The 16,190-nt window shown below is 43.0% G+C and carries 16 protein-coding genes and 1 pseudogene; 8 read left to right on the forward strand and 9 right to left on the reverse strand.

Going from position 1 to position 16,190, the window contains the following annotated elements; genetic code table 11:
- Positions 1-22: 22 nt before the first annotated feature.
- The 6 genes from BACINT_RS08965 to BACINT_RS08990 all read left to right on the forward strand — a co-directional run bounded on the left by BACINT_RS08965 (position 23) and on the right by BACINT_RS08990 (position 7,174).
- On the forward strand, positions 23-1,285 hold the full coding sequence (locus tag BACINT_RS08965; RefSeq protein ID WP_044154968.1) for a TolC family protein: 1,263 nt from the start codon (positions 23-25) through the stop codon (positions 1,283-1,285).
- Positions 1,286-1,307: 22 nt separating this feature from the next.
- Positions 1,308-2,210: an HlyD family secretion protein gene (locus BACINT_RS08970; RefSeq protein ID WP_007662402.1), complete on the forward strand. Its 903-nt coding sequence runs from the start codon at positions 1,308-1,310 to the stop codon at positions 2,208-2,210.
- Positions 2,211-2,240: 30 nt separating this feature from the next.
- A complete protein-coding gene (locus BACINT_RS08975) occupies positions 2,241-3,701 on the forward strand; it encodes an ATP-binding cassette domain-containing protein (protein WP_007662403.1) in 1,461 nt (486 codons plus the stop codon).
- A gap of 28 nt (positions 3,702-3,729) precedes the next feature.
- A complete protein-coding gene (locus BACINT_RS08980; protein ID WP_007662404.1) occupies positions 3,730-4,833 on the forward strand; it encodes an ABC transporter permease in 1,104 nt (367 codons plus the stop codon).
- Positions 4,834-4,845: 12 nt separating this feature from the next.
- Positions 4,846-5,964 carry an ABC transporter permease gene (locus BACINT_RS08985; RefSeq protein ID WP_007662405.1) on the forward strand — a complete coding sequence of 373 codons (1,119 nt, stop codon included), beginning with the start codon at positions 4,846-4,848 and terminating at the stop codon, positions 5,962-5,964.
- A 67-nt stretch (positions 5,965-6,031) separates the two neighbouring features.
- The gene (locus tag BACINT_RS08990; RefSeq protein WP_007662407.1) at positions 6,032-7,174 is read left to right on the forward strand and encodes an acyltransferase family protein; all 1,143 of its coding nucleotides are present in this window, start codon (positions 6,032-6,034) and stop codon (positions 7,172-7,174) included.
- Between the two features lie 91 nt (positions 7,175-7,265).
- Here the strand turns inward: BACINT_RS08990 and BACINT_RS08995 are convergent, their stop codons facing one another.
- From BACINT_RS08995 to BACINT_RS09010, 4 genes are all read right to left on the reverse strand, one after another.
- Positions 7,266-7,694, reverse strand: a complete 429-nt coding sequence (locus BACINT_RS08995; protein WP_007214301.1) for an Hsp20/alpha crystallin family protein — start codon at positions 7,692-7,694, stop codon at positions 7,266-7,268.
- Between the two features lie 239 nt (positions 7,695-7,933).
- Positions 7,934-8,407, reverse strand: coding sequence for an alanyl-tRNA editing protein (locus BACINT_RS09000; protein ID WP_007662410.1), 474 nt, complete (start codon positions 8,405-8,407; stop codon positions 7,934-7,936).
- Between the two features lie 362 nt (positions 8,408-8,769).
- Positions 8,770-9,456: a hypothetical protein gene (locus BACINT_RS09005; protein WP_007662412.1), complete on the reverse strand. Its 687-nt coding sequence runs from the start codon at positions 9,454-9,456 to the stop codon at positions 8,770-8,772.
- 112 nt (positions 9,457-9,568) lie between these two features.
- On the reverse strand, positions 9,569-10,357 hold the full coding sequence (locus BACINT_RS09010; RefSeq protein WP_007662414.1) for a hypothetical protein: 789 nt from the start codon (positions 10,355-10,357) through the stop codon (positions 9,569-9,571).
- Positions 10,358-10,566: 209 nt separating this feature from the next.
- Between BACINT_RS09010 and BACINT_RS09015 the strand changes: the two genes are divergently transcribed.
- Complete coding sequence (locus BACINT_RS09015) at positions 10,567-11,388, forward strand: helix-turn-helix domain-containing protein (RefSeq protein WP_007662416.1); 822 nt, start codon at positions 10,567-10,569, stop codon at positions 11,386-11,388.
- Positions 11,389-11,534: 146 nt separating this feature from the next.
- Positions 11,535-12,140 carry a DapH/DapD/GlmU-related protein gene (locus tag BACINT_RS09020; RefSeq protein ID WP_007662418.1) on the forward strand — a complete coding sequence of 202 codons (606 nt, stop codon included), beginning with the start codon at positions 11,535-11,537 and terminating at the stop codon, positions 12,138-12,140.
- A 300-nt stretch (positions 12,141-12,440) separates the two neighbouring features.
- Here the strand turns inward: BACINT_RS09020 and arsB are convergent, their stop codons facing one another.
- From arsB to BACINT_RS23630, 5 genes and pseudogenes are all read right to left on the reverse strand, one after another.
- The gene (arsB, locus tag BACINT_RS09025) at positions 12,441-13,481 is read right to left on the reverse strand and encodes an ACR3 family arsenite efflux transporter (protein ID WP_044154849.1); all 1,041 of its coding nucleotides are present in this window, start codon (positions 13,479-13,481) and stop codon (positions 12,441-12,443) included.
- Positions 13,481-15,193, reverse strand: a complete 1,713-nt coding sequence (arsA, locus tag BACINT_RS09030; RefSeq protein ID WP_044154850.1) for an arsenical pump-driving ATPase — start codon at positions 15,191-15,193, stop codon at positions 13,481-13,483. Before arsA ends, arsB begins: the two co-directional genes overlap by 1 nt.
- A 29-nt stretch (positions 15,194-15,222) precedes the next feature.
- A complete protein-coding gene (gene arsD, locus BACINT_RS09035) occupies positions 15,223-15,549 on the reverse strand; it encodes an arsenite efflux transporter metallochaperone ArsD (protein ID WP_007662423.1) in 327 nt (108 codons plus the stop codon).
- Between the two features lie 32 nt (positions 15,550-15,581).
- Positions 15,582-16,043 (reverse strand): annotated as a pseudogene (locus tag BACINT_RS09040) (urease accessory protein UreH domain-containing protein); the annotation flags it as partial.
- A complete protein-coding gene (locus BACINT_RS23630; RefSeq protein WP_007662425.1) occupies positions 16,016-16,183 on the reverse strand; it encodes a hypothetical protein in 168 nt (55 codons plus the stop codon). The gene BACINT_RS23630 and the pseudogene BACINT_RS09040, both read right to left, overlap by 28 nt.
- Between the last annotated feature and the right edge of the window lie 7 nt (positions 16,184-16,190).

The raw sequence follows: 16,190 nt of genomic DNA on the forward strand, positions 1-16,190 counted from the left end.
AAGAAATAAACAAGAAATGTATATGGAAATGAAACGAACTATTCTCTCCTTTTCCTTTGTTCTTGCGGCAATGCTGGCACATGCGCAGCTCACGCTGGAGGAATGCCAACACTCGGCACAGACCAATTATCCGCTGGTGCGGCAATACGGTTTGATAGAGAAAGCGCGGGAGTATAACTTGGAGAATGCTGGAAAAGGCTATCTGCCACAATTCACCATTTCAGGAAAAGCAACCTACCAAAGTGATGTCACAAAGCTGCCTGTGGACGTTCCGGGAATTGATATAAAAAGTATGCCCAAAGATCAGTATCAGGTGATGCTGGAAGTGTCGCAGAATATCTGGGACGGTGGAGATATCCGTTCCAAGAAGCAACTGACCCAGGCTACTTCGGAAATAGACCGCGGGAAGCAGGAAGTGGATATGTATGCGCAGAATGATCGTGTGAATCAGCTATACTTCGGTATCCTGTTGTTGGACGAACAGTTGAAGCAGAACCAGCTTTTGCAGGAAGATTTGGGACGCACTCATCAGCTAGTATCCAACTATATGGCAAACGGCATTGCCAATCAGAGCGATCTGGATGCCGTAAGCGTGGAGATATTGAACACGAAGCAGAAACGCATTGAACTGGAATCTTCGCGACAGGCCTATCTGAGCATGCTCTCTATCTTTATAGGAAAGGAAATCGCTTCCGGAACTACATTGGAGAAGCCTACCGATACTTTTGAATCTACTTCATTGGTGAACAACCGTCCGGAACTTCGCTGGTTCGATGCCCAAGGCGGGCAATTGAACGTACAGGAGTCTTCATTGAAGACGCGCTTCCGTCCCCGCTTCGGGCTGTTCGTGCAGGGAGCTTACGGAAATCCGCGATTGAATATGCTGAAAGATGATTTCTCCGCATACTATGTAGCGGGAGTCCGTATGTCATGGAACTTCGGTAGCCTCTACACGTTGCGCAATGATCGGAGGCTGATAGATAACAACCGCCGTAAGTTGGAGACCAGCCGCGATGTGTTCCTGTTCAATACCAACCTGCAATCTACCCAACAAAGCTCGGCCATCCAGTCCATGCGCCGGCAGATGGTGGATGATGATGAGATTATCCGTTTGCGTGTCAATATCCGTAAGGCTGCCGAGGCTAAAGTAGAGAACGGTACGCTGACCGTAACCGATATGCTTCGTGAAATCACAGCTGAGAATCTGGCACGTCAAACCAAGGCTTTGCACGAGGTGCAGTTACTGATGAACATCTGGAATCTGAAATATACATTGAATAATTAAAGGCATAAAAATATAGATCATTATGAAATCAAGGAATTTACTGGGACTTTGTTCCCTATTGGCCCTCTTTTCCGCTTGTGGAAACGGTGTCCCGAAATATGATGCAACAGGAACGTTTGAGACTACGGAAGTGCTTGTATCTGCCGAAGCATCGGGCCGCCTGCTTTATTTCGATATCGAAGAAGGAATGTTACTGAAGGCCGGTGAAGAAGTCGGCGTAGTAGATACCGTACAGCTCTACCTGACGAAGCTGCAACTGGAGGCGAGCATTAAATCCGTCGAAGAACAGCGCCCTGATATCCTGAAACAGGTAGCAGCCACCAAAGAACAAATATCTGCCGCCCAACGCGAACGGAATCGTGTGGCAAACTTGCTAAAAGTAGGTGCGGCAAACCAGAAACAACTGGATGATGCGGAAGACCAGCTTGAAGTGCTCCGCAAGCAACTTGTTGCGCAAAACTCTACCTTATCCAACAGTCACCAGAGCCTGACGTGGCAAAGTTCATCCGTCGGTATTCAGGTGGCACAGGTGGAAGACCAGTTGAAGAAGTGCCACATCACCTCTCCGATAACCGGCACTGTACTGGCAAAGTACGCCGAAGCGGGAGAACTGACAGCTATGGGCACTCCGCTTTTCAAAGTGGCCGATACGGAGCAGATGTATCTTCGTGCTTACATCACCTCCGAACAACTGTCGCAGGTAAAGCTGGGACAGAAAGTAACCGTCTTCTCCGATTACGGTACCGATGAGCACAAGCAGTATCCGGGCGTAGTGACCTGGATTTCGGATACCTCGGAATTTACCCCGAAGACTATCCTGACTAAGAATGAACGTGCCAACCTAGTGTATGCCGTGAAGATTGCCGTGCACAATGACGGGCTGTTGAAGATAGGCATGTACGGGGGAGTGGAGTTTAATAAGTGATAAAGTGATAGGTGATAAAGTGATGAGTTTATGGAACATGCGGTTGTTGTAGATAACGTTACCAAGAAATATGGGGCGGTGGAGGCGTTGAAGGGTGTTTCCTTGACGGTTCCTTCCGGAGAGTTGTTCGGTATTATCGGACCTGACGGGGCGGGGAAGACTTCTCTTTTCCGTATCCTCACCACCTTGTTGCTTCCCGATAGTGGAAATGCTTCGGTGTGTGGTCTGGATATAGCGAAGGATTATAAAGAAATTCGTCGTCGCGTAGGCTATATGCCGGGACGTTTCTCCCTCTATCAGGACTTGACGGTAGAAGAAAACCTGAACTTCTTTGCTACTGTTTTCCATACCACCATTGAGGAGAATTATGAATTGGTGAAGGATATCTACCAGCAAATAGAGCCTTTCCGCAAACGCCGTGCCGGAGCTTTGTCCGGAGGTATGAAGCAGAAACTGGCGTTGAGTTGTGCGCTTATCCATAAACCGGATGTGCTTTTCCTCGACGAGCCGACAACAGGTGTAGACCCTGTTTCCCGCAAGGAGTTTTGGGGGATGCTTTGCCGGTTGAAGGAACAGGGTATCACCATCATAGCCTCTACGCCTATTATTGATGAGGCACGCCAATGTGACCGCATTGCTTTTATCAATGAGGGGCAGATACATGGGATAGATACTCCGGAACGTATTCTGAACCAGTTCGCAAGCATTCTCTGTCCGCCGGGGCTGGAACACGGCAAGGTGGAACAGAAAGATGAGTATGTCATCGAAGTGGATAAGCTCACCAAACGTTTCGGCAATTTCACGGCAGTGGATCATATCTCTTTCAAAGTCCATCGCGGCGAGATATTCGGCTTCCTAGGTGCCAACGGTGCCGGAAAGACTACTGCCATGCGCATGCTTACCGGATTGAGCCATCCCACAGGAGGCACGGTCCGCGTAGCCGGTTTCGATGTTGCCACACGGACGGAGGATGTGAAAAAGAATATCGGCTATATGAGCCAGAAGTTTTCTCTTTACGAAGACCTGAAAGTGTGGGAGAATATCCGGCTGTTTGCCGGGATTTACGGCATGGCAGAAGATGAAATAGCCCGCAAGACCGATGAACTTCTGGAACGTATCGGGCTGAGTGCCGAGCGTGATACGCTGGTAAAAAGTCTGCCGCTGGGCTGGAAACAGAAACTTGCTTTCTCCGTTTCCATCTTTCACGAGCCGAAGATCGTCTTTCTGGATGAGCCGACGGGTGGGGTAGATCCTGCTACCCGTCGCCAGTTCTGGGAGCTTATTTATCAGGCTGCCGACCGGGGAATTACTGTCTTTGTCACCACCCACTTCATGGATGAGGCCGAGTATTGCGACCGTATCTCTATCATGGTGGATGGCATGATCCGTGCTCTCGATACGCCCGATGAACTGAAACGGCAATTTAAGGTTGCTACGATGGATGATGTTTTCCAGCAGTTGGCACGGGAGGCGGTGCGTACGGCGGATTAGCCGATTCATAACATAATTAGTAAGAACAATGAAACAATTTATAGCTTTTGTCCGAAAGGAATTCTTCCATATCTTCCGCGACAGGCGAACCATGCTGATATTGCTGGGTATGCCTGTGGTGCAGATTATCCTTTTCGGCTTTGCCATAACCACGGAAGTGAAGAATGTCCGTGTTGCCATTCTCGACCCGTCGAACGATGTTGTCACCCGGCGCATTATCGACCGTCTGGATGCGAGTGAATATTTCTCCGTCACCACAAATCTGAATACTCCGGACGAGGTTGAGAAGTCTTTCAGACGGGGAGACATTGACCTGGCAGTCATCTTCAGCGAGCAATTTGCGAATCACGTTTATACTGGAGATGCTTGTGTACAGTTGGTGGCCGATGCTACCGACCCCAATACGGCAACCACACAGACCGGTTATGCCGCCAATATCATATCCTCTGCCGGACGCGAAATGCTTCCGGAGGGAATGCAGGTTTCCACTATTGTTCCCGAAGTGAAGCTGCTTTATAATCCGCAGATGAAGAGCGCCTACAACTTTGTGCCGGGTGTGATGGGACTGATCCTGATGTTGATTTGTGCCATGATGACTTCCATATCCATTGTTCGGGAGAAGGAGACGGGGACGATGGAGATATTGTTGGTTTCTCCGGTGAAGCCGCTATTCATTATTCTTGCCAAGGCAGTTCCTTACTTTGTACTTTCGTTTGTCAACCTGACAACGATTTTGCTGCTCTCGGTCTATGTGCTCGATGTTCCTGTGGCGGGTAGCTTGTTTTGGCTGATTGTGGTATCGCTGCTCTTTATCTTTGTTTCCCTGGCTCTGGGCTTGCTGATTTCCTCGGTGACGCGGACGCAGGTTGCTGCCATGCTTGCATCGGGATTGATACTGATGATGCCTACCATGCTGCTCTCCGGTATGATATTTCCCATAGAGAGCATGCCCTTGCTGCTTCAAGGTATTTCGGCCGTACTTCCTGCCCGCTGGTACATTCAGGCTGTGCGGAAGCTGATGATCGAAGGAGTGGACATCTCACTGGTATTGACGGAAGTCAGTATTCTTGCTGTAATGGCGGTTGCGCTGATTACGATTAGTTTCAAGAAGTTTAAGAATCGATTAGAATAGGAGAGTGGTGGTATGATAAAGTTTCTGATAGAAAAAGAATTCAAGCAGTTGCTCCGTAACTCGTTCCTGCCGAAGATGATTCTTATCTTCCCCTGTATGATTATGATACTGATGCCTTGGGCGGCAAATCTGGAGATAAAGAACATTAACCTGAATATTGTGGATAATGACCACAGCGTACTTTCGCGCCGCCTTGTGGATAAGATCGGTGCATCCACCTATTTCCGTACAACGGCCCTTCCTGATACTTACAATGAAGGATTGCGCTCCATCGAAATCGGTTCAGCGGATATTATCCTGGAGATTCCCCGCGATTTTGAGAAAAACTGGGTGACGGGTAAAAGCCCCCGCCTGCTGGTTGCCGTCAATGCGGTGAACGGTACAAAGGGAGGATTGGGCGGCTCGTACCTGTCTTCCATCATTAATGACTATACCCGTGAGTTGCAATCGGAATCACCGGCAAAGGCAATGTCTGCCGGGATGGGATTGCCCCGGATCGGCATTTCAACGCAGAATCTGTATAACCCGAACCTGAACTACAAGCTCTTTATGGTTCCGGCATTGATGGTGATGTTGTTGACAATGATTTGCGGCTTTCTTCCGGCGCTCAATGTAGTAGGTGAGAAAGAAGTGGGCACTATCGAGCAGATCAATGTAACGCCTGTTTCCAAACTGACGTTTATTCTTGCCAAGCTGATACCTTATTGGCTGATAGGTTTCATTGTGCTTACGATATGTTTCTTTCTGGCATGGTTGCTCTATGGCATTCTTCCTGTGGGGCATTTTGTGACGATATACCTTTTTGCAGTGGTCTTCCTGTTCGTGGTCTCCGGATTCGGTCTGGTGATTTCCAATCATTCCGCTACGTTGCAGCAGGCCATGTTCGTCATGTGGTTCTTTATGCTGATACTGATGCTGATGAGCGGCTTGTTCACTCCCGTACACAGTATGCCGGAGTGGGCACAACTGATTGCTGCGCTCAATCCGCTGAAATATTTTGTAGAGGTGATGCGTACCATTTACCTGCGGGGTGGTGGCATTGTGGAGTTACTTTCACAGTTGGGAGCATTGACGGCCTTTGCGGTGTTCTTCAATTTGTGGGCGGTGAGGAGTTACAGAAAGAATAATTGATGTACCTTTCAGTAATTCCACATTTTATCCTACTTTTGCATCCAAATTAATTATATCTGATATCCTAATGAACACGCAGACAACTTATCTCGCCTCTAAGCCGCATTATGAAATCCTGGATGGATTGCGTGGAGTGGCGGCTGTTATGGTCGTAATATTCCATCTTTTCGAAGCACATGCAGGTGGCAACCATCTCACGCAAATCATTAATCACGGTTATCTTGCTGTTGACTTCTTCTTTATGCTTTCGGGCTTTGTAATCGGTTATGCCTATGATGACCGCTGGAACCGGATGAGTATCGGTACTTTCTTCAAACGCCGTGTCATCCGTCTGCATCCTATGGTAATTATAGGTAGCATTATCGGTGCGCTTTTCTTTTTCTTCCAGAAATCTCCCTGTTTTCCGAATATGGATAATATATCGGTCGGAACAGTTTTGATAATCATGCTCTATGGCTGTACATTACTTCCCCTTCCTTTGAAGTGGGACATTCGTGGGTGGACGGAAATGCACCCGTTGAATGGGCCGGCATGGTCGCTTTATTATGAATATATCGGCAATATCCTGTACGCACTGTTTGTCCGTAAGTTCAACAAGGTTGCTTTGTCTATTCTTGTTTTTCTGGCAGCCTGTGCCACTTTGCATCTCTGCCTTACTGCGCCCAATGGTGATATCGTGGGCGGATGGGCATTGAATTGGGAACAGCAATATGTGGGCTTTGTCCGTTTGCTCTATCCGTTCTTTGCAGGTTTGTTGCTTTCACGCTTGGGCTGGCTCATACGGGTGAAGAAACGCGCATTCTGGTGGTGTAGCCTGATGATTGTGATAGTTCTTTCTGTTCCCCGTATTGGCGGTGAAGATGGTTTCTGGATGAATGGACTCTATGAGGCATTTTGCATTATCTTTATCTTCCCGGTCATTGTTTCGATGGGAGCCGGTGGCAAAGTTACGGGAAAACGCTCTGTAGGTATCTGTAAGTTTCTGGGCGATATCTCATATCCCGTTTATATCACTCATTATCCGCTGATATATACATATACAGCCTGGGCATGCAACAATAATGCGACCATTACCGAAGGCCTTCCTTATATGATACTGACCTTTGTCGGAGCTTTCGTCCTTGCTTATGCTTGCCTGAAACTCTATGACGAACCGGTACGCAAATGGCTGACCAATCGTTTCCTGAAAGGAGTGCGTAAAGCAAAATAAATACATCCGGAGATATAAAAAGAAACGGGCAACTTCTCGCAAAAGAAGTTGCCCGTCTTGATTAATTCATCTGTTGGGTTCACCGGAAACCTTATTTCACTTCAATGGATTTCTTATTCTTCTGTTTTTCTTCGGCTGAGAATTTCGGCAGATTGATGTTCAGCACGCCATTTTCTACTTGTGCTGCAATCTTTTCCTTGTCCACATTGTCCGGCAATATCATGGTCTGTTGGAACTTAGAGTATGAGAATTCACGACGCAGATAGCGACCGTCTTTCTTTTCCTCCTTGTTCTCAGTCTTCTTTTCCATGCTGATAACCAGATTGTTGTCTTCGTCGATATGAACATTGAAGTCATCTTTGGTCATTCCCGGAGCAGCCAATTCTACTTTGTACTCCTTTTCCGTTTCCAGTACGTTGATAGCCGGAGCGGTTGCATTGGCTTTTTCCATCCATTCGTTATCAAAGAAATCATTGAAGATACTTGGTAACCAATTTTGAGTTCTTCTAACAGGCATCATAATTTTAGTCTCCTATCCTTTAAGTTAAACATTCGGTTAGTTCTGAACTTTCGGTCTTGAACTGCTTTCGGGAATCGTTTCTTAATCACTCCCATGCAGCTCCTGAACCGTCGTTCACAAACATAATCGCAAAACGTGTGCCAATTGATTTTAGTTTTGCTGATTAACAAAATGTCACTAAAGTTCTGACAAAATTACTTGTTTTATGTCGTTTTGTACGGTTTTTATATAAAATTGCTTTATAGCGCTGTTAATTTGAAACGCATTCTCCACAGTTTTGCTCCTTCATTCCAGTCATGGCTGATCACTTTGAAGATTCCTATTTCGGAGGTGTTCTTTACGTGCGTTCCCAAGCAGAGGCATTCATCGTAATCACCAACTTTCACTATGCGTACGGTTTCCGAAGCATCCTCCGGCAGACGTTTCAAGTCAAAGCGTCCTTGTGCTTCTTCCTGCGTGATGAATTCTGTGGTAACATCCAATCCTTGCGCAATCACATCATTTACAGCTTCTTCTAATCGCTTCACATCTTCCTCGGTAGGAGCAGTTTCCAAAGAATAGTCCAGTTTACTTTTCTTTCTCTCTATATGTGCGGATACTGACCGTCCACAGCCGAAAAGATTCATCATGGTACGGTTAACTATATGCTCGCAAGTATGCATGGGTGGGTATTCTTGTTTGTTGTGGTCGTTGAGTTGAATTTGTTGTTCCATATTATTTAGTAACTTTTTATTGTATTTCTATTTCTTAATTAATCGAAGATAAAAAATATTCGGCTTTTTAAGATGCTTGTAAGGCATATCTAATCTTCATTATTTACGTTTAATGATTAATATCATTAATCTTGCCATAATGATATTTTTGCGTAAAGGTAGGGTTATATTCTGATATTGAAAAGATTTATATTGTAATTTGTGCAGGCTGTATTTAATTAACCTGTATGCATGGGTGGGTATTTCTTGTTTGTAGTAGTTGGCTCTACTTCTTTTCTAAACCCCTTGAATTCGCGGGGTTTAAAATCAGAGTTATATAATATCTCTCACAATTCTAAGTATCCGGTTATTTTTTATATCTCTTATTTTCGTCTTATATACGAAATAAATCTACTGAATATATTCTTCTTTTTGGGGAGAGATGCATTGCAATTATTCTCTCGTAGAATTTTATATTTAGGATCAGGATTTTCTATCCACAGTTTGAAGAACTTGAGAGTATATTCATACCAATTCTCTTTTGTTAAAGATGCATCATTCCAATACCATTGCTCCCCTAATGCTTTCAACTCGTCTATGGCATTAGATAGCAAATAAAAATCGTATAAGAAGGTGTTATACTCATTATTTATACATTCTTGTTCAAGTTTATTCAAAGCAATAGACACTTTATTCTTATTAGGAGATTGTATTACTGATTTTACTATGAATAAGCTATATAATATAATGATAGAATTTGAGTCAATTTCATTAAGATGCAGTTCTTCGAAAATCTTATCTGTTAATTCTGCAAATTCAAAAGGATTGCAATGGATGTCTTCACCAGCTAATATAAAAAGATTTTCCGTCTCATATCCGGCCATCAACATCTCTAAAGCCCAATCTTTCCATTGAGCATTGATGTTGATATTTTGTTGTTTATAAACCAATATCTCTGCTGTAGATGCTACTTTCTGTAGTAGCTCATTGAGGGGGGCGTCAAGTTTCACTATATCAGTAAGTGGGCATTCCTGCCTGTCTTGATCGTTAGTTTGAAGGCTTTGTTCCATATTTTGATTTTTCCAGTAAAGGTAAGGTTATATTCTAAAATGACGAAATGCATATCATTTTTTTGCAGTTCTTATTTTTGCTAAAACTTTCTGCTTAGACATAATAAGGAGTTTATTGGTTTTTCCTTTTATTTATTACTTTGACAATCTCAAATATAATTTTGATTATTGCACTAGTTGTAAAAGCTAATATAGTAATGGTTGTCATTATATTATTAGAAGATAGTTTATATATTCCCCAATAAAATATGAGGACTAATGCAAAAATAAGAATAATATATAGCCAATAGGTATATTGGTTGAATAAATATATTTCTGCCGTTTTTCGAAATTTAGATTTCTTATTCCATTTATTATAAAGTTGACTACTGGGATTTTTTATCCATTGTTCCAGATATTTTCTGATATATTCTTCCTTATTCTTGAAATTTAATCCATCCCAATAATTTTGTTCTCCTTCTTTTTTTAGTTCTGTATATGCTAAGTGAAGAGTGTAGAAATCGTAAAATACATAGTAATTTGTCACTATAAATAGGTTGGCAAGTTGGGTTAATATTTCATATACATCTTTATTCTCAGCAAATCCTTGCCTTATAAGATAGATGCCATAGCATTTGCATATCGTAGGTATATCGTTTAAATCTATATTAAGTTCATCGAAAATAACATTGGTCAGCCCTCTTAAATAAATCTGGTCATCCATATCGGTTTTATGGCTTAATTCAATGATGTGAGGTGTTTTATATTGGGTTTGCGCTAATTCTGCTGCCCATTCAATCCATTCGGGAGTAATCTCGAAGTTGGCATCCTCTATCGCTATTTTGTAAAATACCAGTTTTGCAGTTGATGGTATTTTGGTTAGTATTTCATTTGTGCATAGATTTATTTTATTTTCCATCATATGGCATTTTTATGATCGTCAGTTGCAAAGATAAATATTGTTTGTCGAAAATTTGAACTTATTTCGTTCTTTAATTCTTGAGTTTGTTTACCTTTGCTTCTGAATTTTCATTAGTTATACAAATCAGAAGTTGAAATTCATTTATAAAGTATCTTCTCAATTAATTCTACTTCTGATTCGCATTAGTCAATTAAACTTGAGCAAAATAAATGGAGGACGGAATTAATACACTGCGTTATTCGGATATCTTTTTGGCAATGTACTTCAATGATGGAGTGAGTTGCCTGCATCGGAATCATTCACACGTGTTGGTCTATATGTATTCCGGTGAACTGGAGATCAATGAACGGGGGAGAATCACCCGTTTATATAAAGGAGATTGTGCATTTATCCGCAAGGATTTCAGCGTACAGATGACGAAACAGGCAAGAGACGGTGAACAATTTAAAGCTATTTTCCTGATGTTCACCACAAAATTCCTGCGTGATTTTTACAATCAGTTAGACAAAGATACAATACCCAAGGAGGCGAAACGAGAGAAGGTAAGTCTTTGTAAACTACCATCCAATCGCCCCGATATTGTAAGCTTGTTCGAGTCAATGACTCCTTATTTCAATTCAAACATTCAGCCTACAGATAAGTTACTCCAATTGAAAATGACTGAGGGGCTTTATGTACTGCTTAATACCAGTAAGAACCTTTATGCTTCTATTTTTGACTTTACCGATCCTTGGAAGATTGATATTCTTGAATTTTTGGAACGAAATTACATGAATGATCTGTCAATAGAAGAAATAGCCAACTACACGGGACGCAGTCTCTCCACGTTCAAACGGGATTTCAAGAAATATAGCAATCTCTCTCCACAAAAATGGTTGATACAACGCCGTCTTGAAACCGCGCACGAGTTGATAAAGAGAGGTGGACGCAGAGTGTCGGATATTTGTTTTGAAGTGGGCTTTAAAAACCTTTCTCACTTCTCGAAGATATATAAGGGAATGTATGGGGTGCCTCCGACAGAGGAAATATAAGAAAATATCGTGAGCCTTACAATTTTTGACATTGCAAGGCTTTTTTTATTTATGACCTTCTGGACAAAACACTTTGAGCCGTGCAACAAAGTCCATGTATCCTGTTTCACGTACCTTTGCCGCAGAATATTAAAAACAAATAAGTTATGAACGATATTTTTGCAAAAGATTTAAGCGGTGAGATGGTTTCACCTAATGAGCCGGGCTATGACGAATTGATAACTGACATCTTCGACACAATGAAGACCGCAACCGAAATGAATACAGGTTATCACACTCCCGAAGTAGTGCATGAATATATGGGACGTATTTTGGATAAGGAACTGGATGCAAGTACCACCGTTCTGCCACCACTCTACATCGATTATGGAAAACCCGTAACTATCGGTAAAGGATGCTTTATCCAGCAATGCTGCACATTTTTCGGACGAGGTGGGATTACGATAGGCAATGAGGTGTTTATCGGATCGAAAGTGAATCTGATTACGATTAACCATGACGTGAATCCGGAGAATCGTAATGCTACATACGGTCGTCCGATTGTGATTGAAGACAAGGTTTGGATAGGTATAAATTCCACGATACTACCGGGCGTTAAGGTTGGTTACGGAGCCATTGTTGGAGCCGGTAGTGTGGTGACAAAGGATGTTCCTGCCATGACAATTGTGGCCGGCAATCCTGCACGGATCATCAAAAAGATATTCCCTAATTCCGTACCAACTAACAGCCATTTAAAGAAGCACTTTTTATAAGACCTTTCGGAAGTATAAAAATGTTACATGATAATGTCGGAACGGAATATCGTAAATTTGCTCTGCACCCGCCCAGGAGATAGCTGTGACACAACTTTTGAAGGGCTACACCCTTTCTTGCGGATGGTGTAGCCATTACCTTCAAAGGGTGTAGCTATCCGAGGAAAAGGGTGTAGCCCTGCTGGGAGGATGGTTTACTAATAGTAGGGGCTTGTGAATGTCTTTTGACAAGTAATTCCACGTGCTGTCTACAGATCAGACCACGCCTGTTTTCTGGAAGGCTTGTGTACGGTCAGAAGTTCATTCAGGAAACCACTTTTGGGTCTTATTTGCCATCCGTACCAGCGTAAGCATTACCGGAACCTCCACAAGTACACCCACAACGGTGGCCAATGCAGCACCGGATTGTAAGCCAAAAAGAGATATGGCCACGGCCACAGCCAGTTCAAAGAAATTACTTGCACCGATCATTCCGGCCGGAGCAGCCACATTGTGGGGTAATTTCCACCATTTCGCCCATCTATAAGCGACGAAGAAAATCAGGATTGTTTGCAGGACAAGCGGGACGGCTATCAAGAGAATATGTAAGGGGGTATTTAATATTGTTTCTCCTTGAAAAGAAAACAGGATAATAAGCGTCAAAAGTAATCCTCCAACCGTATAATTATCAAATTTACGGATAAATACATGGTTGAAGTATTCTATTCCTTTTCGTCTGATAACCCATGTCCGGGTTATCACTCCTGCTGAAAGCGGAATGACAACGAACAACAATACGGATAGAAACAGTGTATCCCACGGAATTGTGACACCGCCGACACCCAATAATAAGGCAACAATAGGAGCAAAAGCAACTAATATTATCAAGTCGTTTACAGCTACCTGCACCAGCGTGTAGGCGGCGTCACCTTTTGTTAAATGACTCCATACAAAGACCATCGCCGTACAAGGAGCTGCCCCAAGCAAGACCGTACCTGCCAGATATTCTTTAGCTAAATCTTCGGGTATAAAAACCTTGAAGATGGCATAAAAGAATAGATAGGCTATTCCAAACATTGTAAAAGGCTTTATAAGCCAGTTCGTAACGCAAGTAACGATTATCCCTTTAGGGCGTTTACCCACATTCTTAACGCTCTGAAAATCTACTTTCAGCATCATGGGATAGATCATCAACCATATTAGAATTGCCACAGGTATAGAAACATTGGCGTATTCAAATTTGCTCAAGGTTTGCGGTATCGCCGGAAGCCATTGGCCTACGGCAATTCCGGCAATAATACACAAGGTAACCCATAGGGTAAGATATCGTTCAAAAAATCCAATTCCTTGCTTCTTTTCCATTATACGTTTCTCCATTCTATTAGGGCTGCATTGCCCTGTGATAATTGCTCTACTTTCTTAATCCAAGCTAATTCGTTTTGCGCTTTCGCTTTCAGGAACAAATTTTGAGTATCTGTTAATGAGAGGCAAGCATTTACCACCCACCATTTATTGTTTATCCCGGCACGTTGTAAATCCATCTGAAGACGTTCCGCTTCGAAGACAGGGGTTGCTTCGGGTAAAGTAACAATCACTACTTCCGTCTCCTTTGAATTACGCAGGCGAGGTAACAGATTGGCTACTGCCCCCGTGACTTCTCCTTGGGTACGTTCAACCTCTTTATGATAACTTTGAGTGGCGTCCAAAAGCAATAAAGTATGCCCTGTTGGTGTGGTATCAATCACAACAATTTCAGTTTCAGCCTTATCCACAATCTCGGCAAAAGCCTTGAATACTGCAATCTCTTGTGTGCAGGGAGAACGTAAATCTTCCTCTATGTACTCCATGTCTTCGGCGGTGACTGCTTCGGCTGCTTTGCTGCGGACTTCGTTCTTGTACTTCTCTAAAACCTCAGCTTCATCAATCCGGCTTACCGTGATACCGGCTCTTACGGCAAGTTCATAATTCAGATGGTTTGCCGGATCGGTAGTTGTCAAATGCACTTTGGCACCAAGCCGGGTTAATTTTAAAGCAATTTCAGTAGCTAATGTAGTTTTGCCTACGCCACCTTTCCCCATTGTAAAAATAACCCTTTTTCCGGATGTATAAAGATCATCCACCATTTCGTCCACATCTTTTGGAGCTGCCACAGGCTTATAATTTACCTCATTGAAAAGACTGTCGCTATACAGCATTCGACGGATATCCGCTATGCTGGATAAATTGTATGACCGCAAAGGAACATGATACAACGGATAACCGGATAGTTCCGCGGGCATACTTTGCAGGGCTTTCTGTTGTCTTTCATGCAGCTGACTGGAAACACTGTCGTCTTTATCCAACTGTTTCAAAACACCGTTTATTATTAGTATCTGATTTTTAATTCCTAATAATTGCAGTTCATGAGAAGAACGGGCGGCTTCTTTCAATGGCGCGATTTCGGGACGACTCACCAACATTAGCCGGGTTGTGCCCGTATCGGAAAGTGTTTCAACAGCCTTTTTATAAATTTCTTTTCGTTCTTCTAATCCTGACAACTGACCTAAACAAGATGCGCCATGGGTACTTTCACTAATGAATGTGCTCCATGCTGATGGTAGTTGCAACATCCGTAAAGTATGCCCTGTGGGAGCAGTATCAAAGATTATATGGTCGAACTCTAATTGCTTTTGAGCATCGGTAATGAAATCCGAGAACTCATTGAAAGCGGCAATCTCAACCGTGCATGATCCTGACAGTTGTTCTTCCATGTTTTGGATAACACTTTCAGGCAACTTTCCCCTGAAAGGTGCGATCACCCTTTCCCGATATTCTGCTGCTGCCTGTTCTGGATCAAGATTGACAACTGTCAAGCCCGGTATTTCTGTAATCTCAGAACTGTGTCCGTTAAGCGATTGGTTGAAGACATCCTGTAAGTTGGAAGCAGGGTCGGTACTGATAAGAAGTATTTTCTTACCCTTGTCTGCTAATCCCACAGCCGTAGCGCAAGCGATCGATGTTTTTCCAACCCCTCCTTTTCCTGTGAAAAAGAGATATTTTGTAAAGTCTATATCAGATAAATTAAATGCTTTCATTGTGATGTTATATTTTTTTCTTTTAAATATTATTTTGTAGACATGAAGTCTAAATTTGTGCCTGTCCATTCACTCATCTGCCGGGTGGTGGGGTAGGTTTTAGATACAGCCACTTCACCATCCACCAGGGTGATGGGTAATGCTTCCGCACCATGTTTTTGAAGATAATTGTTTACGGTCTGATTGCTTACATATATCTGAGGCTCGTCCCTCAGATTATGGCGGATAACCGTTATTCCTTGTCTTTTTAATGTTTCTATAACGACAGCAATCCGCATTAATTCAGGATTGATGTTTGTTCCACACAAACCCATAGGACAACACATCGCCGGGTCGAAAATTTCTATCTTTTTCATCTTTACTGTTGATTTGATTGTTAAAACTTACTTTATAGATAATACATGACTGCATAATAAATCCCCACCGCAATAAAGAGGATGGCGACCACTTTACGAAACCATTTTTCGAATACTTGTATTCTGTTATAGAGCTTGCCTAATCCGGCAACACTATATGCCAATACCCAGGCTACGAGGATAACAGGTAATCCGGTTGCAATCGCATAAACCACCGGTAAAAGATAGCCGCCTGTTTCTGCTGCTGACATTGGCATAAGCATGCCGAAGTAGAATATTCCGCTTGTAGGGCAGAAAGCAAGGGAAAATAAGATTCCTAAGAATAGTGCACTCCAGCTTCCTTTTGTTTTTCTCTTCAGCTTATTCCCGCTGAAGTTTATTTTAGGTAAATTGAGCTTGATGATGTCGAGCATATAAACGCCAATCACTATTAATAGCGGGGCAATTAGCATTTCTCCATACTTGCTTACAACTTTTTGTACGGAAAACATACTTGTGCTCCATGAAAATAAAGCACTTCCACGCGGTCATTCTGCATAGTTTCGCTGTTTGCTGTTTCTGTTTTCTCTTTGGCTCCATTTCCGCAGGAAATTAAAATAATTCCTGCAATAAATACATGGAATAACTTTTTCATGGCATGT

Source organism: Bacteroides intestinalis DSM 17393 (genome assembly GCF_000172175.1).
GTDB classification, from domain to species: Bacteria; Bacteroidota; Bacteroidia; order Bacteroidales; family Bacteroidaceae; genus Bacteroides; species Bacteroides intestinalis.